Genomic DNA, 24,219 nt, shown 5'->3' on the forward strand with positions numbered 1-24,219 from the left:
TATCTGGCAGCCAAACTACTGCACAACTCATGCACTCATAGGATAATGGCATCAACAACGAAACTTGCATTAAGGGAACCACACAAGCGACAACAATTCTCAATGCGCCGAGGGGGCGACATGACCGACGACTTGAAACACGACGCGACGCTCGACCTGTCGGGCGCGATGAGTTACGGCGACTACCTCGCACTGGATGCGGTGTTGAGCGCGCAGCACCCGCTCAGCGACCATCACGACGAGATGCTGTTCATCATTCAGCACCAGACCAGCGAGCTGTGGATGCGCCTGATGCTGCACGAACTGGACGCCGCACGCCAGAAGATCACGGCCGACGATCTGCCGCCCGCGTTCAAGATGATGGCCCGTGTTTCGCGCATCATGGAGCAGCTCGTGAGCGCATGGGATGTGCTGTCCACCCTGACGCCTAGCGAATACAGCCAGTTTCGCGGTTTGCTCGGCCACGCGTCGGGCTTTCAGTCGTACCAGTACCGCATGATCGAGTTCATTCTCGGCGCCAAAAGCGAGGTCGCGACACGCCCGTTTCGCCATCAGCCGGAGCAGTTCGCGCTCGTGACGGCATACCTCGAGACACCGTCGCTGTATGACGAGACGATCCGCCTGCTGGCGCGGCGCGGGTTCGACATCGACGCGCGCGCGCTCGACCGCGACTGGACGCTGGCGAACGAACCGAACGACTCTGTGCGCGATGCGTGGGTCGAGATCTACCGTGCACCCCAGCAGCACTGGGAGCTTTACGAGCTGGCCGAAGAACTGGTCGACCTTGAAGACTCGTTTCGCCAATGGCGTTTCCGCCACCTGACGACCGTCACCCGAATCATCGGCTTCAAGCGCGGGACCGGCGGCACATCGGGCGTCAGATATCTCAAGGACGTGCTCGACCGCGAACTGTTCCCTGAACTGTGGGCGGTCCGCACGTCACTCTAGGCCGCTGTTCATTCGTCGAGAGAGTCGGCCTCGCACTTGGCACCGTGAATCGAGCGATAGGACGCAGCGTTTTCTCATCACACATCACTCAGCACGTTCGACTTCTCGCTTAGCAGGGAGGTGCGGCGATGACCGACGATCGACCTAACACCGAGTTTGTGACTCAGGACACCGCCGACTTCGACGCGCCCGTGCAGCGAGAATGGCTCGTAACCAACGGCATCGGCGGCTACGCCATGGGCGCGATCAATGGCACGCGCACGCGCCGCTATCACGGCCTGTTGGTCGCCGCGCTTCAGCCCCCGGTCGGCCGCTGGTTGATGGCCGCGGGCACGTATGAGTCGGTCGTATCGCCGTGGGGCGATCACTACGTGGTCGCATCGCGCCGCGACGCCGAGCGCGCCTATCCGCCCGATCTGCCTGTTGCCTTCGCGCTGGAAGGATCGATCCCGACATGGCGCTGGGACCTGCCGGACGGGACGCTCGCCAAGAAGATCTGGATGGAACACGGGGCAAATACGACTTATGTCCGTTACTCGTGGTCGGGCGATGAGCCGGTGCGCGTCAGCGCGGAGGTCGGGGCGGTCTACCGCGATCATCACGAGAAGTGCGTGCGGGCCGGCCCAACCGGCGCACTACCCGGCCTAGAGCGGCGAGACAACGGGGTCGCGGTGCGTCTGGGGCTGGATGCGCATACGCTGCTCATTGCCGGACGAGGTGTCTCCATCACGCCGGTCGAGAGCTTGTGGCGACGCGGGACGTACCTCGCGGTCGAGGACGAGCGCGGCTTCGACCACATCGAAGATGTGCGGATCGTCGCCCGGTTCGACCGCGAGGTGTCGGCGGAGTCGCCGCTGACGGTGGTGCTGAGCGCCGAGCACGCACCTGATCTCGACGGCGAAGCCGGGCTCAGCCGCCGGATCGAACGCGATCGCGCGCTGATTTCCGCCGCCGATGCCGAGGGCGCGCCGGTGGAAGTGCGGCACCTCGTGCTGGCGGCAGATCAATTCGTGGTGCAGCGTGCGCTGGCAGACGGGACGCCGGGGTCGAGCGTCATTGCGGGTTATCCGTGGTTCGGCGATTGGGGCCGCGACACGATGATCGCCTTGCCGGGGTTGACGCTGGCGACCGGCCGCGCGGACATCGCCAAGCAGATTCTGCTGACTTACGCGCGTTACGTTGATCAGGGGATGCTGCCCAACCGCTTTCCGGACAGCGGCGAATCGCCCGAATACAACACCGCCGACGCCACGCTGTGGTATTTCGAGGCGATCCGCGCGTATCACGCGACAACCGGCGACGACGACTCAATACGCGCGCTTTACCCGGTGTTGGCCGACATCGTCCGCTGGCACGTGGCCGGCACGCGTTACGGCATTGGCGTCGACTCGCGCGATGGACTGCTGCGCTGCGGGTCGCCGGGGGCGAACCTGACGTGGATGGACGCCAAGGTCGAAGGCAGCGTCATGACGCCGCGCCACGGCAAACCGGTCGAGATCAATGCGCTGTGGATCAACGCTCTGGCCGTGATGCACATGCTGGCGCCGGTGGTCGGCGGTTCGCATGACACGTACGAGGCGCAGGTTCGGCAGGCATCCGCCAGCTTTGGCAGATACTGGGACGCGGCGCACAACCGCCTGTACGACGGCATCGACCCGATCGACGACACGCTGCGGCCGAATCAAGCCGTGGCCGCCATGCTGCCGACCGTCCCGCTGTCCGACGAGCAGCGGCGGGCTGTGGTCGACTCGATCGCGTCGCATCTGGCTGTCGCGTTTGGCGTGCGTACGCTGCCGCAGGGCCACCCGGAGTACCACGGCGTGTTCACCGGCGACTGGCGTACGCGCGATGCGATGTATCACCGGGGGCCGGCGTGGAGTTGGCTGCTGGGGCCGTACCTGAGCGCGCACCTGCTGGCGTATGGCGATCGGGAAGCAGCGCAGAAGCTGCTCGGCTCGGCGCTCAAACAGGTATATGTCGGATGCGTGGGTTCGGTCAGCGAGTTGTACGACGGCGACCCGCCTCATCACGCCCGTGCGGCGAGCGCACAGGCGTGGGGCGTGGCGGAATTGCTGCGCGTGTGGGCGAGCCTGCGTTAGCGCCGGAACTTGGGTTGGGGTACCGGCAGCAGGGTGCTCATCACCGGTACTGGTTCGCTGCCTTGCGGCACGAAGTCAATCCGCATCTGGAAATTGTCGAGGAAGATGAGCGCACGTGCAGAGCTGCGGTTCGTCACGCTGACCTTGATCCCAGAGATATTGTTGCTGGCGAACCGGGCAGCTATGCTGAAGTAGGGAGAGTCCGCGCACATGGGGATCAGCGGTTGTTGCGCGATTGTTGGCGCAGTTCCATCGCCATAGGTTATCTTGATCTGCGCAGTTGCGTTGTAGTCGACTGGTCCGAGCTCTGTGTGGTAGAGCGCGCAGTCGGCCGTAATGTAGAGCTGCTGTCCGATCGCGGGTGTCGGATTGGCGACTTGGAGGTGTTGTATCAACTTGCTGTTCTCATCTTCGCTGCCGGTGAACCTGAAATGGCAGTCCGTTGGGCCACACACGACACCGTCGTCTGTAGCTCGCTTGACGATCCATGCGGTAGACCCCGCTTCACCAAACAACAAATCCGAACCGACGTACATGTAGTACGGGATGAGCCGAACCTGAAGGCTTGATAGAAAATCAGCGAGCATATTCTGCCGCGAGGCCGAGACATGCAGGAGGTATTTGCCAGCAGGCAGCCCAAACGGTGGAAGTAACTCTGCAGAGTCGGGCGAAACGTTGGGGTCGATAGATCGTTCGGCACAGGCCCTAACCACGAAAGCGTTGCCGACTTTCTGATACAGCGACAGCACCGTGTCGTTGGCTGGCACGTGGGGGACCGGATAGTCGTCTAGGTAGCCAATTCTGCTGCCCGCAGTGGAAATCAACATCTCGGTTGTATGAGCCACTTTGAATTTGTACCAGATACTGTGACTCCCGGGGCCCGGCTCAGGCTCGCCAGTGTGTGGATTGACGCGGCATGTATGCACTGGCTCGCCGACTTCAGTCGTCGCATATGGCGCACCCGAGATTGTTTCGTAGAACGGCAGTGACACCTTTTTGGCGGTCGACTGATAGTCGTTGTCCGGCTGGTACTGCGCAAAGGGCTCGTAACTGATTGCAAGGTGGAGCGTGGCGTTCGGTGCGGTCAGTTCGGTCTTCGAGGCAACCATCATCCAGATGCCGCCGACCACCACAGGAATCCTGAGCCGACTCGTCTGAGTGTTGACATCGTCGTCGCTGCACCAGTAGCGATCATCGTAAAGCGCAACGACGACAGTGTCGTATGTCGAGGTTTCTGTCGAAATCTCGATCGAGCCTGCTGCGGCAATCACCGAGAAGAAAACGGTGTTGAAGCCGTAAATGCCCTCGCCGACACACGTCAGCGTGAAATCGTCTAGCTCATGATTAGCCGCGGAAACGTCCTGTGCATAGGTTACCGGGCCGAGCGTCTGTGCAAAGATCACGTGCGTTTGGTAGTACGAGTCGTTCGGAAGGGGTGTTCTTGGCTCTTGTCCCGATCCGGGTGCGACCATGAAGAATAGACCGCAAGCCAATCCGGCGATCTGCACAATCCGCAGTGCACGCGCCATGTTGTCCTTCGAGTCCCGGACGTAGAGTCCAGAAAGCCTCACTCATTTGAAAAGAGTGTAAGCGAAGATAATAGGCTGATGCATGTGATGATTGGCCGAGCTTGGTACGTCAGAGGTCATACTATGCTGCCGCGACGCTGGGACGTTGCAGGCTGTGGACTGCGGGACTCGCTAAACTAGCCCGCAATCACCTCGACCGCCTTGGCGACGCCGTCTTCGGCACGAAGCGCGGCGCCGATTCTTTCGGCGGTCGCACGCATGTCCGGCGAGTTGACCGCTTGGTCGATAGCCGCTGCGAGCGCGTCGACAGTCAGGCGTCGTTTGGAAATCGGTGCGGGACCGGCGCCTAACGCGTGAACGCGCGCGCCCCAAAACGGTTGGTCGGCCGTGAACGGAACGACTACGGTCGGTTTGCCGGCCGTCAGCCCCGCCGCCGTTGTGCCCGATCCGCCGTGATGGACAACAGCGCTCATTAGCGGAAACAGCTTGTCGTGCGGCGCTTCGTCGATGATATGGATGTGAGCCGGCGCCGAGTCGGCGCGCAAGCCACCCCAACCGCTGGCGATCACGCCGCGTTGGCCGGCCTTCTTGAGCGCGTCGATGACGGTCTGCGCGGTGCCGGCGGCGTCGGTGCCGACCATGCTGCCGAACCCGACGTAAACCGGCGCAGGGCCGGAGTCGAGGAAGCGCTCCAATTCTTCCGACGGCTGCCACGGCCGGGCGTCATCGAGCGTCCAATAGCCGGTCACGCAAATGTGATCAGGCCAGTCGGCCGGGCGCGGGACGACGTGCGTGCTGAACGCGAGAAGCTGGTTGGCGGGAGTGCCGTCAGACGTATGCGTCATCGAGTGCAGGCGCGACAGCTTGCGCAGGCCGAGGGTTTCGGCGCGCCACGTGTTGATCATGCCCATGTACGGCATGACAATCGCCCGGAAAGCGGCACCGTAGCTCAACCTGTTGAGGAATCCACCGAAGCTGCCGGTCACGATCGGCACGGGAAACTCGCGCGTCGGGGCCGTCAGTGGCAAGGGCAGGGTGAGGTAGCCGGGGATGCCGTACTTTTCAGCGAGGTGGATGCCTGCCAGCGCCTTCGGGTGATAGACGATGGCATCGGGGCGAATCTCGGCGGCCGCGTCCGACGCGTCGTGCAGCATCTTGCGCAGCATCGGCATCACCTGCTTGATGAGCGCGAGCTTGCCGCCGCCTTCCATCGCCTGCTGCCCGCTGGCGGTGTCCTTCAGCCGCAACAGATCGTCGTTGACCGGCGAGAAGGCGAGCCCGTTGCTGGTGACGAACGAGTCGAATTGGCGTGGGCCGGCCAGTGTCACAGTATGGCCAGCGGCCGTCAAGCCGCGTCCAAGCGCGACAAAGGGCTGGACATCGCCGCGAGAGCCTGCCGTCAGAATCATGATGTTCATAGTGTGCCTTCCTTCGTGACACTCCGGGCGCTATTCGTAGCCCTTTTGGCGTTTGATGTCGTCCCAGCGGTCGAGCAGCTTGGGGAATTCAGTCTCGATGAACTGGTTGTGGTCGCGCATCAGCTCGAGTCGTTTGCGCTGTGCGTCCGGTGCGTCGTCAAGCAGGCCGAGGCCGCGCTCGGCCAACTCGCGCAGGGCGGTAACCTGATGCATGCGTGCGCGAAACGAGCGGTTCCACATGTCCGAGCTGGCGCGGAAGAAGTCGCGCCGTTCGCCGGGGATGCGGAAACGTTCGACCAAGTAGAGCTGTTGAAGCTGCCACAGCGCCGTGCTGATCGAGCTCTTAGCCGCGCCCAGTGCCTCGACGATGTCGGGCATAGATTGGTGTGGCGGGTCGCAGATGAGAAGAAAGCCGATGATTCGGCCGGCCATGCGGGTCAACCCGACCGACTCGAAGTACATGCCGAATTCTTCAATGAGTTGGAGTGCGTTGTCGTCCATAGTGAGAGGATATGGCGTTCTGTATGTTCTGTCAACACCGAACAAAAGGAACTAAGTTGTCAGGAATCAGGATTCAGTTGTCAGGAATCAGACGTCAGTAGACAGGGTTCAGGGAGCAGCTGGCGGGAAGAGCGTGCAGAATTTCGGACGATGAGGGCAGGTGGGAACAGAAAAGCGGAGGGGAAGTCCCACTCCGCTTGTGAGCGCGATCAATATCTGCAGTCAGACTGGCGGTATCTGGTTGCTGATCCCTGACAACTGACAACTGAATCCTGTTCACTTCGTCCTAGTCGAAAATGTCGAAAATCTCGCCGAGGAACGACTTGCGCTTCTTGTACGGGCGGCGTTCGTCACGATAGTCACGCGGATCGGTGCGGTGATCATCATAGTCGAAGCGGCGCATATTGCGACTCGTGTCACCGTGATCGCTGTCTAGATAGTAGTCGTCGCGCTTGGCCTTCGACTGTGCGACGTGACGCGGGTCGGCATCAAAGTCGACCGCACCATACATCTTGGCTTCGCGTTCGATGAGTTTCTCGAGTTCGCCGCGATCCAGCCAGATTCCGCGACACTTCGGGCAGTAGTCGATCTCGATGCCGGCACGGTCGCTAATTACCAAGGTCGTTCCGTCAACAGGGCATTCCACAGTACGCTCTCCACAACTCTGTTTGGCGGTAGACAGCCATGATACGAATCGAACCCGTATTGGCACGCCCCAATGGTTGGGGATCACACCAACTGCGGGAAAATGTCGTGCAGCGTCGGGTAGAGCGTACGATAGACGGGATACAGATCGGCGCAGCGGGCGCGATCCTGACGGGGATGTCTGTCACGTCTGCGATTCTGTGGCGCGATGGACAACCACGTTCATCAGCGGTCAACGGGTTCCATATAGAGTCGCCCACTGACAATTCGGTCGTTACGCACCTCAAAGAGGGTCACGCCACGCAGATGAAAGGGGGATTCATCTCGACGTGTCCCCTGCCAATCCCACTCGGCCCAAACCACGTGGGCGTCCGATATGGCGCGTACGAGTATGGCTGAGAAGTCTGGGATGCTGTCGAAAATGCCGGACCAGTTCTTCCGAACCTGATTTCGACCCGAAAACTGCAGGCCGGGATGTGCCGGATGTTCGCTCTGATAGTTGAGATCGACACAATCCAAGAACGCTTCGAGGTCGTGTTGGTTCATGGCTGCGTGAAGCCGCTGCAGGACAATTAGCGGCGCTTGAGGTCGATCAGACATCCTATCTCGCTCCGCACTCTACACGACAGACAACCTGGCCCCAGTTCGCCGCGATTGCGACTCATAGGGCCCCCAATTCCGAGTCTTGCATCCAACACTGAGGACAGTTTTGCCGTCCACGCTAGGTGAGCCGAACTGGCTGAGGATCACACCAACTGCGGGAAAATGTCGTGCAGTGTTGGGTAAAGCGTACGATAGACCGGATACAGATCGGCGTAGCGTGCGCGGTCGTCGCTGACCTCAGTCCCCTCGCCTTTGCCGATCCAGACGTCGCACGCCTCGGCTACCGTGCCGAACCAACCAGCGCCGACCATCGCAAGAATGCCTGCGCCGAGCGCGCTGCCTTCCGAGGTCGGCGCTGTCTCGACGGGAATGTCCAGCACGTCGGCGATGATCTGCCGCCACAGCGCCCCGCGTGACCCACCGCCCGCAAGCCGCACGACTTCCGGCATCGGAACGCCGCCGTCGCGCATCAGCGAGAGCGAGTCGTTCAGGCCGAACGCGACGCCTTCGAGCACGGCGCGGGTCATGTGACCGCGTGTGTGGCGTGCAGTCAGCCCGATGAACGCGCCACGCGCCAGCGGATCAGGATGCGGCGTGCGCTCGCCGGAGAGGTAGGGCAGGAAGAGCAGGCCGTCACTGCCGGCTGGCACGCTTTCGGCCTCTGCGAGCAGCGACTCGAATCGCACGTTGGGCGCGAGCGTATCACGGTACCACTGCAGCGCGCCGGCGGCGCTCAGCATCACGCCCATCCAATGCCACAGGCCGGGAACGGCGTGACAGAACGCGTGAATACTGCCGTTCGGCTCATAGATGTAGTGTTCGAGTGGCGCGAAGACCACGCCGGAAGTCCCCACTGTCACGCTGACGAGGCCGGGTGCGGTCAGCCCCATGCCGATGGCTGCCGCGGCTTGGTCTCCCGCGCCGGCGACGACGGGGGTCCCTTTGACGAGGCCGGTTGCCTTGCTTGCCGCTGCCGTTACACGACCGGTGACTTCCGGCCCTTCATAGAGCTTCGGAAGCCACTCCGCCTTGATCGCTAATTTGTCGACGACCTTGGTCGACCACGCGCGGGCGCCGACGTCCAGCAAGCTCGTGCCGCTGGCGTCGGACGTGTCGGTCGCGTACTCGCCCGTCAGGCGGAAGCGGATGTAGTCCTTAGGCAGCAGCATGTGGGCGACGCGGCGGTAGACCCCCGGCTCGTTGCGGCGCACCCACAGCAGTTTCGGCGCGGTGAAGCCGGTTAGCACGCGGCTCCCGGTGATACGAATGACCTCGACTGGCCCGATCGCCTCGGTGATCTGATCGCACTGGGCTTGGGTGCGCTGATCGTTCCACAAGATCGACGGTCGCAGCACTTTGCCGGCGCTGTCGAGGATGACGAGTCCGTGCATCTGGCCGGTGACGCCGATTGCTTTGATCGCGGCAGGGTCGATTGCCGTATCGACAATCACCGAGCGGATCGCTTCGCTGATGCCATCCCACCAGTCGTCCGGGTTTTGTTCGCTCCACAACGGGTGCGGTGTCGAGACCGATTGGCCGACGGTGTGCGACGCGATGACCCGCCCGTCGCCAAGCAGGAGCGCCTTCGCGCCGGTGGTGCTGATATCGATGCCGAGGACGTAGTCCATGTTTGAGCAATTCCTAGCGCTTACGCTGAGTAGAAGCACACCTGCAATTGTAACGCGGGCCGGGCGTGGCGATGGGCCCAAACCATTCAGAATATGCAGTTTGCAGCCCCTACTTCCGCGTACGAGGACCTTTGGGGGGTGCTCGCGGAAGGGGGATCTCCGTACTGAGCGGCACAGCAGCGCCCCGTTGCGGTAGGCGGCGGGGGCGGATTGACGTGATGAGCAGGTGCGCTAGTCGAGCAGCACTTCACGCCGCTCGCGAGATGATTGATACATCGCAAGCACCAACCTGAGCGACCGCCGTGCTTCACGCCCGTGGGTAGCCGGCTGCCGACCTTCGCGGATCGCGTGGGCCATCTCCAGAATCTGCTCGCGGTGGCTGTAACCGTAAACGCTTGGCGGATCCACTTCTTCGCGGCGCAATAACTCGCGCTCGTGTTCGAGTTCGCCAGCGACCTTCCAGAATACCTTTCGGTTGAGCGCAGTCCCGCCTACTTTCACCGATCCGCGCTCTCCAAACAGCGCGACCGAGCCTTCAAGGTTCTCAGGATAGGTCAGTGTCGATCCCTCGATCGTCGCGATCGCACCATTCTTGAAACGCAGTACGGAGACGCCGACGTCTTCTGCTTCCATACGGTGTGCCATCGTGTCGCTATAGGTGAAGACGGACTCGACATCGCCGAGAAACCATTGCAGCGCGTCGATGTGGTGGATCGATTGATTCATCAGCGCGCCGCCGTCCAGTGCCCAGGTTCCGTGCCAGTCGTCCTCGTAGTATTCCTGCGGGCGGAACCAGCGGACGGTCGCGCTGCCTAAGTACAGCTTGCCCAATTGACCGCTGTCGACCAGAGCGCGCAGCTCGCGCATCGGCGGATTAAAGCGGTTTTGCAGTACGACGCCTAACGTTACGCCATTCTGTTCGCACGTCTCGATCAGTTCGTCAGCATCTTCAAGGCGCAGCGCGATCGGTTTCTCGACCAGTACGTGCTTACCCGCCTTGGCAGCGGCAATGCCGATCTTCGCGTGAAGCCCGGACGGAACCGCAACTGTCACGACATCTATGTTGGGGTCTTCGACCATTCGGAGATAGTCCGTGTACGGCTTCCCTCCGTAAGTATCGATGTAGTGTTTCGCGCGCGCCTCCTTGACGTCACATGCCGCGACAATGGAGATGGCATCGTCCTCGGGAATGTCTCGTATTGCCTGTGCGTGGCGCGGGGCAATTCGCCCGCAGCCAACAATGCCGAACCGGAGCGGCTTGGTCATGACGGTACCACCTGTTCCATGATTGCGAGGTAACGTGAAGTGACAGCATCGGGTGATAGGTTCTGTACCGCAAAGGCACGGCCGTCTTCGCTCATACGGTTGCGTTCATCCGGACTCGCTTGCAGTCTACGAATTGCGGCGATGAACTCTTCATGCCCGCCAACGGGGACCGCGATGCCGCCCCCTGCTGCATCAAGCAGCTCGGCTCCCTCGCCCCGAATTGCAGCGACAACCGGAACGCCGGCTGCGAACGATTCGTACATCTTGGCGGGACGCGTCCCGTCCGCCAGAGAGCTATCCGCCAGCGAAATCATCGAAACATCTCCGGCAGCCCAAACGTCAGGCACCTGTGAATGTGGCAGCAGGCCAAGCAGCTTGACATTGTCAAGTTTCCGCAAGGCGACCTGCTCGGCCAAGCGACCGGCCTGAGAACCGCCGCCTGCGAATGCGAACGTGACATCCGGCAGGGCGGCAGCGGCCCCCAGAATAACCTCGAAATCGTAAGTCAGGCTCATGTTACCGACGTGAACGGCAGTGAACCGATCTGGCGGCAAACCGAGCGATGTTCGCGCGGCGAGCCGTTGCTCCGGCCCTGCCGGTTTGAACGCTTCGAGATCGACGGCGTTGGCGATCAGCGAGACGCGATCTGCTCGGCGGTGAACTTTGAGAATGCCGTCCACGACGCCCTGCGTCATTCCAACAATATGGGCCGAGTCGTTGTAGGCCCATCGTTCGACGCGCCACGCCATTCTGACAAACACGCTGTCCGCCTTAAGCATGCCTGTTGCGACGGCCGATTCCGGCCACAAGTCGCTGACGTTCAGGACGACCGGCGCACGCTTGATTCGGCGCAGCCAACCGGTCGCGATCGTTACGAACAGCGGATGCGACTCGACCAGCAAGACATCCGGACGCTTGAGAAACGTGCCGCGCAGCGCGAGCGTCACCATGAAGCTCAACTGGTTGGCAATACGGGCGCGGGCGCGTTTGCTCGGTGATGTATACAGCCAGACCCTCTTGACAGACACTCCGTCGATGGTTTCGCTGTATGCGAATCGGCCGCGGTAGGGCGGATTGATCACACCATCGGGATAGTTGGGCATGGCAGTCACAACGGTGACGTCGTGCCCTTGTGCGACGAGCATCCGCGCGAGACGGCTGAGCCGGACAGGTGCGGCACCGACTTCCGGCGGGTAGTACTGCGTGACGATCCAGATTCGCATCGCCGCTAACCGACCGCTTCACCAAGCGATTCAAGCAGCGCAGAGACCACCGAGTCGCGTTGTTCGGCGGTCATCTCGGGATATAGGGGGAGGCTGACGATGGATGTCGCTGCGCGCTCGGTGATGGGGAAGTCGCCCAAATGGCCGCCAGCAAACGCCGTCGCGGGTTGGAGATGCAGTGGAACGGGGTAGTGGACGCCCGCGCCAATGCCGCGCTTCTTCAGCCCATCCAGTATCGCGTCGCGGTCGCCGTCGACCGAGATGACGTATAAGTGATACGCATGAGCGTTTGGATCGTCCACAATCGGGGTGCGGACTCCAGCTATGCCGGCGAGAGCGCGATCGTAGAAGGCGGCATGCTCACGCCTCGCCGCCGTCCACGACTCCAGGTGCGGCAGCTTTGCGCCCAGTATTGCCGCCTGCAGCGCATCCAGGCGCTCGCCGTAGCCCATGATGTCATGCTCGTACTTGGTGCTGCGGCCGTGATCTCTCAGTTTAGCGATCTGATCGGCAAGTGAGTTGTCATTGGTGCACACCGCTCCGCCGTCCCCAAACGCGCCCAGATTCTTGCCCGGATAGAAGCTGAAACATGCGGCGTGGCCCCACGAACCGGCGCGTTTTCCGGCGCGCTCGGCGCCATGCGCTTGCGCCGCGTCTTCGATCACCCAGAGGCCATAACGCTGGGCGATATCCAAGATCGCGTCCATGTCGGCAAGCTGGCCGTACAAGTGAACCGGCACAATCGCCTTCGTGCGTGGCGTGATTGCGGCCTCGATCAGAGCCGGGTCAAGGTTAAACGTCACAGGGTCAATATCGACAAACACCGGCGTCGCGCCGAGCGAAACAATGGGTTCGATTGTGGCGATAAAGGTGTGCGGCGTTGTTATGACTTCGTGGCCGGGGCCAATTCCGAGCGCTTTCATCACGAGGTACAGTGCGGCGGTCCCGCTTGCGATACCGACACAGCGCTGCGTCTTCTGAAATCGAGCAAAGGCGTCTTCGAATGCGCGCACCTCTGGCCCGCCGATGAAGGCTGTGCTATCGATGACTCGCGCAATAGCCGTGTCGATTTCGTCACGATGGGCGAGATAGTTGGCTCTCAGATCGACCAGAGGAATGGTCTTCATTCCTTCGTCTCCGCGTATGCTTGTAAATCATCGACGTGCTTGACGATATGTGCTGGATTGCCGACCACGACTGCGCCGGGTGGCACGTCCCGGGTGACCACCGCCCCTGCACCGACCAGCGCCTTCGATCCGATCCGAACACCGGGAAGAATCACTGCTCCCGCGCCGACGATCGCGCCGGCCTCAATCACGGGGCCTTTCAGGCTGTGCTTTGCGCCCGGGCTGAGCGGATAGCGGGCATTTGTAAGAATGACACCCGGTCCGAGCCAACACTTGTCCTCAAGGGTCGTGTACTCGGGGACGAACACACGAGAATGAAGGCGGACCCCGTTTCCGATGGACACATGATGTTCAACGATGCTTTGGGTTCCTACGCTGACATCGTCGCCGATTACGTTATGCTCGCGAATCATCGCTCCATGCCCGGTTTGAAATCGTGCACCAATGCGATTCCCGGCGTAGATCACGGTATGCGACCGGATGACACAGCTTGAGCCAATGCGCGTTTCGAACTCACCGTCTGCGGTGCCCTGCGGGGGCCGACCAACGATCACGTAGTCGTCAAGCTGGGCGTCATCGGGCAGCGTGACTTTCGAGTAGATGCACAGGGTTGGCGCCAACATTCGGTCCTTGAAGATACGCACTGTCTGGTTCGATTATAGCCCGCGAGCGGGCGGCGGAGCGTTCAGATCGCTTACACTGCTGCTTGCAGCCTACTTGTGCGCCATGAAAAGTGATAGCGGCGTGCCGTCCGAGTCCAGCGCGGCGACCTCGTAGCGCGCTGCACGCAGGCCGGCCGCCTCAAACGCCGCAAGCCACGTCGGAATGTCGAACACACCGCACACGTGCCGGTCATGGACGGTGCGCACCGTGCCGTCCGGCATGCGCAGCATATAGACGTAGTCGGTCATGAACGTGTCTGCGCCCGGTTCCGGCTCCCACGTCCACTCGAGGTAGCGCATGGGCCGCGGATGATCGTGGCCGCCATGGCCGGTCGACGGGGCAAACGATTCCTTGGTGAAGTCGGGGACGACCAGCACCAGACCGCCAGCGCGGCAGTGAGCGGCGGCGGTCGTCAGCGCGCGTTCGAGGTCGGCGGCGGAAGTCATGTACATCACCGCGTCGTGGATGAACACCACGTCGAATTCGCGACCGAGACGTATCTTTCGCATGTCGCCGACGATGTGTTCGCACTCCGGGTTCTGCTTGCGGCTCTCGGCCGACATCTGCGCCGACAGATCGACCAGCGTCATCGTGTAGTGCTGTTTGAGATGCGTGGCGTTGTTTCCGGCGCCTGCGCCCAGCTCGAGCATGGTGACCGCCAGACCGTGCGCGTGCTGTTGGATCGCTGCATGATAGACCGCCGCTTCCTCTTCGTAATCCTCCGGCGCGGTCAGACTGGTGAACCATTCGGCGATGTCGGTGTACATCAGGGGCAGGTGCGCCGGCACGCCACTACTCCGCGACCGACTCGCCGAGCGGTGACGGCAGTCCGTCGATGCTGCACGCGTTCTTGGTGGCCTGATATTCGGCTTTGTAACCGTCGCCTTTGACGTCCCAGTATTTGACGAGCGTGTCGCGCTGTCCCACGTAGTCGAAGTATGGGACGGCGTATCCGCACGAGGTTTGCGTCTTATGGATGTCGGCGACGATGATCTGGCGGACGCCGGTGAAAAGCGTGAACTGCGGCGCGAGGGCATCCCATTCCGGCGTGTCGGGCAGAACGGTGCGGCCGATGCCGTACAGGCGCACAATGTCCGGCGGGCCTTCAAAGGCGCAGAACATAAACGTGATGCGGCCGTTCTCGGCCAGATGCGCCGACGTCTCGTTGCCGCTGCCGGTCATGTCGAGATAGGCGACCTGATGGGGCGACAACACGCGGAACGAATCCAGCCCCTTCGGCGATAGGTTGACGTGGCCTCCGCCGCTCAGCGGGGCGGTCGCCACGAAGTAGACATGCTGCTTGGCGATGAAATCGCGCAGGTCGTCGGTGATCGAATCGAAGAACTTGGCCATATGTGGAAACCCCGGGTCGATGAACGGGGGCGAGTATACCGCGAATGAGGCGCATACGGACCGAAAATCGCGCCATCGTGTCAGGAAGTTACGACGTGAACAACGTCATCCGAACTAGATGACATTGTGACTGTATTCACAAACGGATGCCGGAATACATTGGAGCTATCTCGTACGTCGGGTGCTGCAAAGGAGCACAGACCGAATGTCGTCCGTATCGCAAGCGGGTCCAAAGCCCGTACCTGCCCATCAACCTGCGTTCCATTGGCACGGTGCGCGGATCGTGCCGCTGTTGGTCACCGTGCTGATTGGCGCGGTGATTTGGTTCTTGCCGATGCCGCAGGGCGTCTCCGAACTGGTCAATAACGCCGGTGATCCGACCGGCGCTCAAGCGTGGCACTTGTTCGCGATCTTCGTCGCGACCATCGTCGGGTTGATCATCAAGCCGCTGCCGATGGGCGCGGTGGCATTGATCGGCATCGCCGCCACGTCGCTGCTCGGCGTGCTGCCTATCGGCGACGCGTTGTCGGGCTTCTCGAACACGACGATCTGGCTGATCGTGTTGGCCTTCTTCGTCGCGCGCGGGTTCATCAAGACCGGCCTCGGCACACGCATTGCCTACCTGTTCGTCCGGCTGCTAGGCCGGCGCACGCTTGGCCTGAGCTACGGCCTGATCCTCAGCGACCTCGTGCTGGCCCCGGCGATCCCGAGTAACACGGCGCGCGCCGGCGGCGTGGTCTACCCGATCCTCAAATCATTGGCGAACGTCTATGGCAGCGACCCTAAGGATGGCACGTCCCGCAAGATCGGCGCGTTCCTGACCAAAGCGGCGTTTCAGGGAACGGTCATCACCAGCGCGATGTTCCTGACCGCCATGGCCGCCAACCCGATGGCGCAGAAACTAGCCGGCGACATGGGCATCGAGATCACGTGGGGATCGTGGGCACTCGCCGCGCTTGTGCCGGGTATCCTCAGCCTGATCGCTGTGCCGTACATCATCTACAAAGTCTATCCGCCCGAGATCAAGGAAACCCCCGGCGCGACGAAGCTCGCGCGCGAGAAATTGGCCGAGATGGGTTCGATCACGCAGAACGAGTGGACGATGATCGGTGTGTTCGTCGCCCTACTAGTGATGTGGATCTTCGGTTCGACACTGGGTATCAACGCGACGGTCGCGGCGCTGATCGGCCTCGGCCTACTGCTGATCACCGGCGTGCTGTCGTGGGACGACGTGAAGAAGGAAGAAGGCGCGTGGGACACGCTGGTGTGGTTCGCGGCGCTGGTGATGATGGCGAGCTTCCTCAACTCGCTCGGCCTGATCGGCTGGTTCAGCGGCATCGTCGGGGAGTCGGTGACGGGCATTAGCTGGGTGCTGGCCTTTGGCATCCTTGCGTTGGTGTACTTCTACAGCCACTACCTGTTCGCGAGCGCGACCGCGCACGTGAGCGCGATGTACGCGGCGTTCCTCGCGGTCGCCGTGGCGGTGGGGACGCCGCCGCTGCTCGCCGCGCTGGTATTGGCCTTCTTCAGCAATCTGTTCGCCAGCACGACCCACTACGGCACAGGCCCGGCGCCGGTGCTGTTCGGGTCGGGATTTGTCGAGCTGGCTGACTGGTGGAAGATCGGCTTCCTTGTCAGCATCGTCAACATTGTGATCTGGTTGGGCGTGGGCACGGTGTGGTGGAAGGTTCTCGGTCTGTTCTAGCGTTTCTGCCCGCCCAGACGAAGCGGCCCGCCACAATTCGGCGGGCCGCATTTGATTCAGACCGTTGGTGGTGGACTACAGCCCTGCCCGCACCTGATTCACCAGCGCGATGAACTGTTCGCGGTTGCCGTACATCAGGCCGCCGAGTTCCATCAGGATGAAGCGGTGTTCGGTGCCGTCGCGCAGGGTGACCTTAATGACCGGGTTGACGAACAGCACCGTATCGCGCCGGATGTCTACGATGTCACGCAGCGAAAACCCGATATCGGCGCGATTGATGACGGCCATCGACGGCGCGGGCATGAGGATGCGCTGATTGGTCAGGTAGAGCGTGCGCTGCGCCCACATCATGCCGCTGTAGAGGTTGATGCCGTGCTGGCTGAGGACGCGCTCGCCGGGGTGGAGCGTCAGGCCCGACGCCTGCTGCTGAACCGCACCTTCAAACAGCGCGTTCAGTTCATCCGTTTCGGTGGGCGAGGGCATGCGCACGGGCGGGGCTTCGCGCACGGGCTGATTGCGCGTCATCTTCTCGTACTCGGACTGCGCTGCCCGCACCACGTCTTGGCGCACCATGCCGGTCGACTCGCGGGTTTGGCGGGTTGGCAGTCCCATCTCGGGCGCCAGCTTGGCCGGATCGCCGTAGTCTGGCGCGTGCTGCCACAACTGCTCGAGTTGATGCTTGGCGGAGGCGATGTCGCCGCTGTTGTAGAGGCTGAGCGCCTCCTTGTACAGCCATGCGAACGACTGATTGTGCTTGGCCAGATCAAGCCCTTTGTGCGCACGCGGATCGCCGTTGGTCTCGGTGACCATGGCGTTCCACGCAGCGATCTCGAGGCCCCACTCGCCTTCGAGCCGCGCCTGATAGGCGATCTTCTTCAGGCGTTCGACCCACACCTCGGTGCGCTTGCGCAGTAGTTCCGGCATGCGATTGGCGATGAAGTTGTTACGGAAGCTCGGGTTGGCGTCGATGATGCGCTGGAACAGGTCGGTGGCGCGGTCGAGCTGACCGGCAACCTCGGCCTTTACGGCGCGCCGGTACAACTCGTCGAGCTGCGCGTCGGACTTCGGCATGGGCCGCCGCATTTCGATAGCGCCCGCCGGCTTGAGCGCGATGGGCGAGTCGTCAGCGAATTTCACACCGTCGGGTCGCGGAGCTGGCGGATCGGTCGGCAGATCCATCAGGTGATCGACCAGCAGCGCAAGCCGCTCGGTGTAGGTTGGTTCGCTGCGGAAGTCGAACCAGTGCGTGCTGTCGCCCAGCACTTCTTGCGGCACGCCGGACGGACAGTCGCGGAGCAGCAGCACGTAGATAGGCCGGCCCAGCAGCGCCGCGTAGCGATACTCCCAGCCGACGTACGGCGACGCGGCCGCATCGGGCGTGAGCACCAGCACGAGCGCGTGGGCGCGGTCGATGGCGATCTGAAGTTCACGGCGCCAATTGGCCCCGCCACGCGACGCGAGATCGCGCCGGTCGAGCCACGTGTCGAAGCCGCGCACGCGCAGATCGACCTCAAGCCGGTCGACAAAGACGCTGTCGACGCGTTTGTAGCTGATGAACAGCGACAGCGGTTGATCGGGCATAGGGTTCCTCTACTTGCCTGCTGCGCGCCGCTTGATAAAGAACGCGATGACCAGACCGACAATCAGGCCGCCGACCGCGAACGGAAAGGTATAGTCCGGGCAGATGAACGCGCCGGAGAAGTCGAAAAAGCACTCTTCGAGGGGCGAGGCTTCCAGCCCCATCAGACCGCCGCCGACGAGACCTAACCCGCCGAGGATGATGTACAGCAGCAGCGGATTGTTGCCGGGGCGCTGGATCGTACCGGGTGAGGTTGGCGGCTGAGCCGATTGCTGAGGCGGCAGGTAAGACGACGGCTGCGGTCGAGGCGCAGGGGGCCGTTCCGGCTGAGGCTGGGTGCGTTGGGCCGGCTGCGACTCGGCCTGCGGCTTCGGCGCGGTGGGTTTCGGCGCAGGCTGCGTGACGCCCAACCGGGCGGCCAGTCCGCGCGGGTCGCCGTAGTTCGGTGCGCCTTGATACAACATGCGCAGCAGTTCGCCGGCCGCGCCGGGGTCATTGGCTGCAACGTTCAGTGCCTGATCGTACAGGTTGGCGTGCTGCTGGTTCTGGCGTGCGGTCGCCAACATCGGCTCGACGGTGCGCTCGCCCTGCAAACGGCCCCATGCATTCAGCGCGGCAATCTCGCGATTCCAGTCGCCCACCCCGCGCGCGTCTGCGGCGTAACGTTCAAGGTTGCGGATGCGCTGGTCTTGCAGTTGGGCGTTGAGTTCGTCAAGCTGCGACTTGACGAGGCCGTTTTGGAAGTTCGGGTCGCGCTCGAGGATGCTGGCGTAAATGGCGGCAGCGCGTTCGCGGTCTTCGGGCGTGTTGCGTGCTTTGGCACTGGTCGCCGCGATGAACAGCGCATCGAGGCTGTCGGGCGGTTCGGGCAGCTTGGCGATGCCGGCCGCAGGGTCGAATGTAGGCGGGCTGCCGGGCGTGACGAACGCGAGATTGAGGAGTAGGTATTTGAGGTCGCGGTCGTAACGGCCCTCTTCGAAGTCGAACCACTGGATCGTGTCGATCGGCTTGGGCAGGCTCACGAGGCGCAGTTTGAGGGGGATGATCAGCTTGCGCTGTTCGACGGCGAATTCGATCTCTTGCGTCACGTCGGCGCTGGCGATAGCTGGCGGCGAGGCGATCAACAGCATCACGTCGGAGCGCTCAAGGATGGCGCGGACGCTCTCCCAGCCATTGGGACTGCCGCCGCGGGTGGGCATCAAGCCGCGATCCACGACCGCTTGAATGCTGCGGGCGGTGAGGTCTGCGGCGATACGCTCGACGAAAGTCAGGTTGGCAGGAGCGTAACTGATATACGCGCGCAGGGTCGGCATACGTACAGCGTCTCCTTTGTTGAACTATTCGAAGTGTAGCCCCAGAACGCGCTACGGCGCAACCGCGGCAACGGTGCGGTAACGATCAGTTACGGACTGGTTACGACCCGTTCCGATCTATTGACGGCGACTGCCGGCACGAAGTATCGTCAATCCAACGTAAGCCAACGATCGATAAGCCAGTTGCTCATGTTCCGTTCGCAGATGTGTCAAATGTGTTGTATGTGTTCCGCCGGGGCGGAACGCGCGCTGCGACGTCACTGGGTGACATCCGGGAGTTAGCTTACTCCGATCCGGTTGAAACCTAGGCCCTGACAGCGCGCGCTGTCGGGGCTTTTGTTTGTCCACCTCCGGTCGGTCTTTCCAAATCGCTGAGGGAGAAGAGGAACACAACGTCATGAACCGTACGCTTCGCATTACCGTCATCGCCGCCCTGATCGCCCTGCTCGTCGCCGTGGGGATCACCAGCTTCGCCCAAACCGATTCCGCCGCCGAAGGCGCGCTCGTGAGCGCCGATTGGCTCGAGGCCAACCTCGACAACCCGAGCGTTCGCGTTATCGAGGTCAGCGTCATCCCCGGCGTGTACGAGCGCGGGCACATTCCCGGCGCCGTCAACCTCGTGTGGCACACCGATCTGGTCGACACCGTGCAGCGTGACATCGTCTCGCGCGTGCGGTTCGAGGAATTGGCGCGCGCTGCCGGCATCAACGACGACACGACGGTCGTGCTGTATGGCGACAACAACAATTGGTTCGCGGCGTGGGGCGCGTGGATCTTTGACATTTACGGGCTGAGCGACGTGCGCCTGCTGGACGGCGGCCGTGTGAAGTGGGAAGCCGACGGCCGCGCACTCTCGACCAGCCCTGCCAGCGTCGACGCCGGAACCTTCTCCGCCGCCGAGCCTGACCTCACCCTGCGCGCTCGGTTGTGGGACGTGCTGAGCGTTGTCGACGGCGAAGCCGCCGGCGTGCTGGTCGACATCCGTTCGGGCGCGGAATACCGCGGCGAGGTGTTCGCGCCGGAAGGCGTGCAGGAACTGTCGGTGCGGGCCGGCCACATCCCGGGTGCGGTCAACGTGCCGTGGGGCCAGAATGTCAACGAAGACGGCACGTTCAAGTCGGTCGAGGAACTGCGCGAATTCTACGCCGGCCTCGGCATCGACGGCAGCACGCCGATTATCACGTACTGCCGCATCGGAGAACGCGCCGCGCTGACGTGGTTCGTGCTGAACCGTCTGCTTGGCTACGAGGCGGCGGTCTATGACGGCTCGTGGACGGAGTACGGCAACACGGTCGGCGTGCCGGTCGTGAACCTTGCCGGTACGGTGTGGGGCGGGCAGTAGTCCGTGGCTGAACTCTCGACTGGGGGCGGCGTCCGCGACGCCGCCCCCGTTTCGACACCTGCAAGCGTCCGCGATCTTGCGCGAATCGGGTTGGCACTGGTGGTGCTGCTGCTCGTACTGGTCGGGGCGCATCTGCTCTTCGACAGCCGCGATTACGGGGCGCGGGCGTCGTTCTCGCTGCTGATCGGCGCGGCGCTCGGGTTCGTGTTTCAGCGCGGGCGCTTCTGCTTCTTCTGTATCCTGCGCGACTTCATCGAAGACCGCAACAGCACCGGCTTGTTCGCGATTCTGGCCGCGCTAGCAGTCGGCGGGATCGGGTATGCGGTCGTATTCGGCGCGTTTCTGCCCAACAGCTTTAGCGGACGTCTGCCGCCAGACGCGCACATCGGGCCGGTGAGCTGGGTGCTGGCCGCCGCAGGAGTCGCGTTCGGGCTCGGCATGGCGCTGTCCGGCGCGTGCATCAGCGGGCATTTGTACCGGCTGGGCGAGGGCTACACCCGCGCGCCCTTCGCGCTGATCGGATCGCTGGTCGGCTTCGGCCTCGGCTTCTTCACGTGGCAGAGCGTGTACTTGAGCGCGATCCGCGCGGCACCGGTGGCATGGCTCCCGGGGACCGCGGGGTACGGCGGCGCGCTGACGATCCATCTGGCGGCCCTCACAGCAATTGGCCTCGTGCTGCTGCGCTGGCTTCCCGCGCGCGATCCAACGCCTGCCGAGCGCGTCACCCCCGCGACGATTCACCGCGCGCTGTTCGGCGGGCGCTGGAATCCGCTGGCGACCGGCGCGCTGGTCGGCGTGATCGGCGTGGCGGCCTACTTCCGCGTCGAGCCGCTGGGCGTGACGTCGCAGTTGGGCAGTGTCAGCCGCACGGTGCTGGACAACGCCGGTCTACTGGCCGACCGGCTCAACGGGCTGGACGGTTTTGCCGGGTGCGCGACGGTGGTCGTGCAGGCGATCACCGAAAACGGCTGGCTGATCGGCGGCTTGGCGCTGGCGTCGTTCGCGGCGGCGCTGTTGAGCAAGCGGTTTAGCATCTCGCGGCTGACCCTGCGCGGCACGATTACGGCGCTCGGCGGCGGCGTGCTGATGGGCTGGGGCTCGATGCTGGCGCTCGGCTGCACGGTCGGCACGCTGCTGTCCGGCATTTCGGCGTTCGCGCTGTCGGGGTGGGTGTTCGCCGCGGCAATGTTCGCCGGCGTGTTCGTCGGTGTCAAGCTGAAGCTGCACAGGTTGGACTAAGTGCTTTGCAGAGGCTTCGCCTCCACACCTCGACCAAAGGGCTTTCGTCCTCTGGACTCCCTTATCTGCGGATTTGAGCCGCACCCGGCTCAAATCCGCGAGTAAGGTGGTGCAGGAGTGCCAGCTTCTGGCGGGGCTTGGGGAAGCGCCCCATGTGAAGTCGCGGCAAGAGCGGTGATGCGCTAGCAATGTGGTAGACTCCGCCCTGCAATCGTTCTCAGATGTTCAGGGATGGGTCATGTCTGCAGCGTCCGCGGCTGTTCACAGCCTTCTCGCCAGCCTGTACGGGGTCGACCGCGCCGATTCGCTCATGGCGCGCGTTCAGCAGTTGATCCTTGACGCGGACATCCCGAAACGTCCCAGCCACGACCTCAGCCAGCGCGACATCGTCGCGATTGCCTACGGCGATCATGTGCGCAAGGACGGCGAAGCGCCGCTGGTCACGCTGCGCGAACTGCTCAAGGCGACCTACGGCGAGCAGATCAATACCGTGCACGTGCTGCCGTTCTACCCGTACACGTCCGACGACGGCTTCTCGGTGGTCGATTTCTGGGCGGTCGATCCGAACCTCGGGACGTGGGACGACGTGCGCGCGCTGCGTTCGCAGTTTCGCATGATGTTCGACGCGGTGTTCAACCATGTCTCGGTGTCCAGCGCGTGGTTTCAGGCGTTCCTGCGTGGCGAGGAACCGTATACCGACTACTTCGTCACGGTCGACCCGTCCACCGACCTGTCGCAGGTCCGGCGTCCGCGCACGCATCCGCTGCTGACGCCGTTCGAGACGGCACGCGGTGTTCAGCACGTGTGGACGACCTTCAGCACCGATCAGGTCGACGTCAACGCGGCCAACCCGGAGCTGATGCTCGACCTGCTGCGGGCGCTGCTGTTCTACGTGGCGCAAGGGGCCGACCTGATCCGCCTCGACGCGATTGCGTACCTGTGGAAAGAGATCGGCACGACGTGTATCCACCTGCCGCAGACGCATCAGGTCGTACAGCTCATGCGCGCGGTGCTCGATATGGCGGCGCCGGACGTGCTGATCGTGACCGAGACGAACGTCCCCCACGACGAGAATATCTCGTACTTTGGCGATGGCACCAACGAAGCCCAGATGGTCTACAACTTCAGCCTGCCACCGCTGCTGCTGCACACGTTTCGCACCGGCGACACCTCTCGCCTGACGGCATGGACCAAGACGCTCGAGCGCGTCGGCGGGCGTACGACGTACTTCAACTTCACGGCGTCGCACGACGGCATCGGCGTGACTCCCGCGCGCGGCCTGCTGAGCGATGACGAGGTCGACGCGCTGGTGGCACTGGCAACCGAACACGGCGGACACGTGAATTACAAGAACAACAGCGATGGCACCCGGAGTCCGTATGAACTGAACGTGACGTACTTCGACGCCATCACGCACCCGGACGTGACCGCCCGCGATCCCCAGACGGCGGTGAAGCGCTTCCTGTGTTCGCAGGCGATCATGCTGGCGTTCGTCGGCGTGCCGGGCATCTACTTCCACAGCCTGTTCGGGTCGCGCAATTGGAACGAAGGCGTCGAACAGACCGGGCACAACCGCACGATCAACCGGCAGAAGCTCGATTACTACACCTTGCTCGAAGACATCGTACGGCCGATCTTGATCCCATCGATGGTGTACTTCGGCTATCGGGCGCTGCTGGATGCGCGGATTGCCGAGCCGGCGTTTCATCCGTTCGGTGGGCAGCGCGTACTGGAAGTGCATCCGTCGGTGTTCGCGCTGGAGCGCACGTCGCCGGACGGCCTGCACCGCGTGATTGCGCTGTTCAACGTGTCGGGTGAGCCCGTCGCGGTAGCGCTGGCCGACAGCGGCGGTGAGTGGCACGACCTGCTTGGTGGGGACGACCCGGTGCACGACGGCACCAGCATCCGCCTCACGCTGGCGCCCTTCCAGTCGGCGTGGCTCAAGGTACGGTAGAGGGCGACGGGAACGGGAAAACGTTTAAGGGGAAAGAAGGCGGTGGTGCGTCGTGGCCGGCGCGCGTGGTTCGCGTCAAGCGGG

Annotated in this window: 20 protein-coding genes; 6 read left to right on the plus strand and 14 right to left on the minus strand. The window is 62.9% G+C overall.

Features of this window, described 5'->3' with window-relative positions:
* Window positions 1-102 precede the first annotated feature (102 nt).
* Both kynA and IPM16_21775 read left to right on the plus strand, forming a co-directional pair.
* Window positions 103-948, plus strand: a complete 846-nt coding sequence (gene kynA / locus IPM16_21770) for a tryptophan 2,3-dioxygenase (protein ID MBK9125734.1) — start codon at window positions 103-105, stop codon at window positions 946-948.
* A 128-nt stretch (window positions 949-1,076) separates the two neighbouring features.
* A complete protein-coding gene (locus IPM16_21775; GenBank protein MBK9125735.1) occupies window positions 1,077-3,047 on the plus strand; it encodes a glycogen debranching enzyme family protein in 1,971 nt (656 codons plus the stop codon).
* On the opposite strand, the gene IPM16_21780 is transcribed toward IPM16_21775, so the two are convergent.
* The 12 genes from IPM16_21780 to IPM16_21835 all read right to left on the minus strand — a co-directional run bounded on the left by IPM16_21780 (window position 3,044) and on the right by IPM16_21835 (window position 15,003).
* Window positions 3,044-4,576, minus strand: a complete 1,533-nt coding sequence (locus IPM16_21780) for a hypothetical protein (GenBank protein ID MBK9125736.1) — start codon at window positions 4,574-4,576, stop codon at window positions 3,044-3,046. The two genes, IPM16_21775 and IPM16_21780, sit on opposite strands and share 4 nt — an antisense overlap.
* 176 nt (window positions 4,577-4,752) lie before the next feature.
* The gene (locus IPM16_21785; protein ID MBK9125737.1) at window positions 4,753-5,994 is read right to left on the minus strand and encodes a glycosyltransferase family 1 protein; all 1,242 of its coding nucleotides are present in this window, start codon (window positions 5,992-5,994) and stop codon (window positions 4,753-4,755) included.
* Between the two features lie 30 nt (window positions 5,995-6,024).
* Window positions 6,025-6,495, minus strand: a complete 471-nt coding sequence (locus IPM16_21790; protein MBK9125738.1) for a MarR family transcriptional regulator — start codon at window positions 6,493-6,495, stop codon at window positions 6,025-6,027.
* Window positions 6,496-6,781: 286 nt separating this feature from the next.
* Window positions 6,782-7,141 carry a zf-TFIIB domain-containing protein gene (locus IPM16_21795; GenBank protein ID MBK9125739.1) on the minus strand — a complete coding sequence of 120 codons (360 nt, stop codon included), beginning with the start codon at window positions 7,139-7,141 and terminating at the stop codon, window positions 6,782-6,784.
* Between the two features lie 224 nt (window positions 7,142-7,365).
* Window positions 7,366-7,686 carry a nuclear transport factor 2 family protein gene (locus IPM16_21800; GenBank protein ID MBK9125740.1) on the minus strand — a complete coding sequence of 107 codons (321 nt, stop codon included), beginning with the start codon at window positions 7,684-7,686 and terminating at the stop codon, window positions 7,366-7,368.
* Window positions 7,687-7,886: 200 nt separating this feature from the next.
* Entirely contained in the window at window positions 7,887-9,371 is a 1,485-nt protein-coding gene (gene xylB, locus IPM16_21805; GenBank protein ID MBK9125741.1) for a xylulokinase, read from the minus strand.
* 231 nt (window positions 9,372-9,602) lie between these two features.
* Window positions 9,603-10,637 carry a Gfo/Idh/MocA family oxidoreductase gene (locus IPM16_21810; protein ID MBK9125742.1) on the minus strand — a complete coding sequence of 345 codons (1,035 nt, stop codon included), beginning with the start codon at window positions 10,635-10,637 and terminating at the stop codon, window positions 9,603-9,605.
* Window positions 10,634-11,860 carry a glycosyltransferase family 4 protein gene (locus tag IPM16_21815; GenBank protein ID MBK9125743.1) on the minus strand — a complete coding sequence of 409 codons (1,227 nt, stop codon included), beginning with the start codon at window positions 11,858-11,860 and terminating at the stop codon, window positions 10,634-10,636. The genes IPM16_21810 and IPM16_21815 overlap by 4 nt, the downstream gene beginning before the upstream one ends.
* 5 nt (window positions 11,861-11,865) lie before the next feature.
* Window positions 11,866-12,987 carry a DegT/DnrJ/EryC1/StrS family aminotransferase gene (locus tag IPM16_21820; protein ID MBK9125744.1) on the minus strand — a complete coding sequence of 374 codons (1,122 nt, stop codon included), beginning with the start codon at window positions 12,985-12,987 and terminating at the stop codon, window positions 11,866-11,868.
* Window positions 12,984-13,610, minus strand: coding sequence for a transferase (locus IPM16_21825; GenBank protein ID MBK9125745.1), 627 nt, complete (start codon window positions 13,608-13,610; stop codon window positions 12,984-12,986). Before IPM16_21825 ends, IPM16_21820 begins: the two co-directional genes overlap by 4 nt.
* Window positions 13,611-13,700: 90 nt before the next feature.
* The gene (locus IPM16_21830) at window positions 13,701-14,438 is read right to left on the minus strand and encodes a class I SAM-dependent methyltransferase (GenBank protein ID MBK9125746.1); all 738 of its coding nucleotides are present in this window, start codon (window positions 14,436-14,438) and stop codon (window positions 13,701-13,703) included.
* Window positions 14,439-14,442: 4 nt separating this feature from the next.
* Complete coding sequence (locus tag IPM16_21835; GenBank protein ID MBK9125747.1) at window positions 14,443-15,003, minus strand: pyridoxamine 5'-phosphate oxidase family protein; 561 nt, start codon at window positions 15,001-15,003, stop codon at window positions 14,443-14,445.
* Window positions 15,004-15,208: 205 nt separating this feature from the next.
* Here IPM16_21835 and IPM16_21840 point away from each other — a divergent pair, with 205 nt between their 5' ends.
* A complete protein-coding gene (locus IPM16_21840) occupies window positions 15,209-16,708 on the plus strand; it encodes an anion permease (GenBank protein MBK9125748.1) in 1,500 nt (499 codons plus the stop codon).
* Window positions 16,709-16,783: 75 nt separating this feature from the next.
* Here the strand turns inward: IPM16_21840 and IPM16_21845 are convergent, their stop codons facing one another.
* Together IPM16_21845 and IPM16_21850 are read right to left on the minus strand one after the other, a co-directional pair.
* Entirely contained in the window at window positions 16,784-18,289 is a 1,506-nt protein-coding gene (locus IPM16_21845) for a toll/interleukin-1 receptor domain-containing protein (protein ID MBK9125749.1), read from the minus strand.
* A gap of 9 nt (window positions 18,290-18,298) precedes the next feature.
* A complete protein-coding gene (locus tag IPM16_21850) occupies window positions 18,299-19,600 on the minus strand; it encodes a TIR domain-containing protein (GenBank protein MBK9125750.1) in 1,302 nt (433 codons plus the stop codon).
* Window positions 19,601-19,997: 397 nt separating this feature from the next.
* Between IPM16_21850 and IPM16_21855 the strand changes: the two genes are divergently transcribed.
* The 3 genes from IPM16_21855 (at window position 19,998) to IPM16_21865 (ending at window position 24,135) form a co-directional block, all read left to right on the plus strand.
* On the plus strand, window positions 19,998-20,942 hold the full coding sequence (locus IPM16_21855; protein MBK9125751.1) for a sulfurtransferase: 945 nt from the start codon (window positions 19,998-20,000) through the stop codon (window positions 20,940-20,942).
* 3 nt (window positions 20,943-20,945) lie between these two features.
* Window positions 20,946-22,181, plus strand: coding sequence for a YeeE/YedE family protein (locus IPM16_21860; GenBank protein ID MBK9125752.1), 1,236 nt, complete (start codon window positions 20,946-20,948; stop codon window positions 22,179-22,181).
* A 238-nt stretch (window positions 22,182-22,419) separates the two neighbouring features.
* Window positions 22,420-24,135, plus strand: coding sequence for a sugar phosphorylase (locus tag IPM16_21865; GenBank protein ID MBK9125753.1), 1,716 nt, complete (start codon window positions 22,420-22,422; stop codon window positions 24,133-24,135).
* Window positions 24,136-24,219: the final 84 nt, after the last annotated feature.

The sequence above is a fragment of the Candidatus Flexicrinis affinis genome (assembly GCA_016716525.1).
Taxonomy (GTDB): domain Bacteria; phylum Chloroflexota; class Anaerolineae; order Aggregatilineales; family Phototrophicaceae; genus Flexicrinis; species Flexicrinis affinis.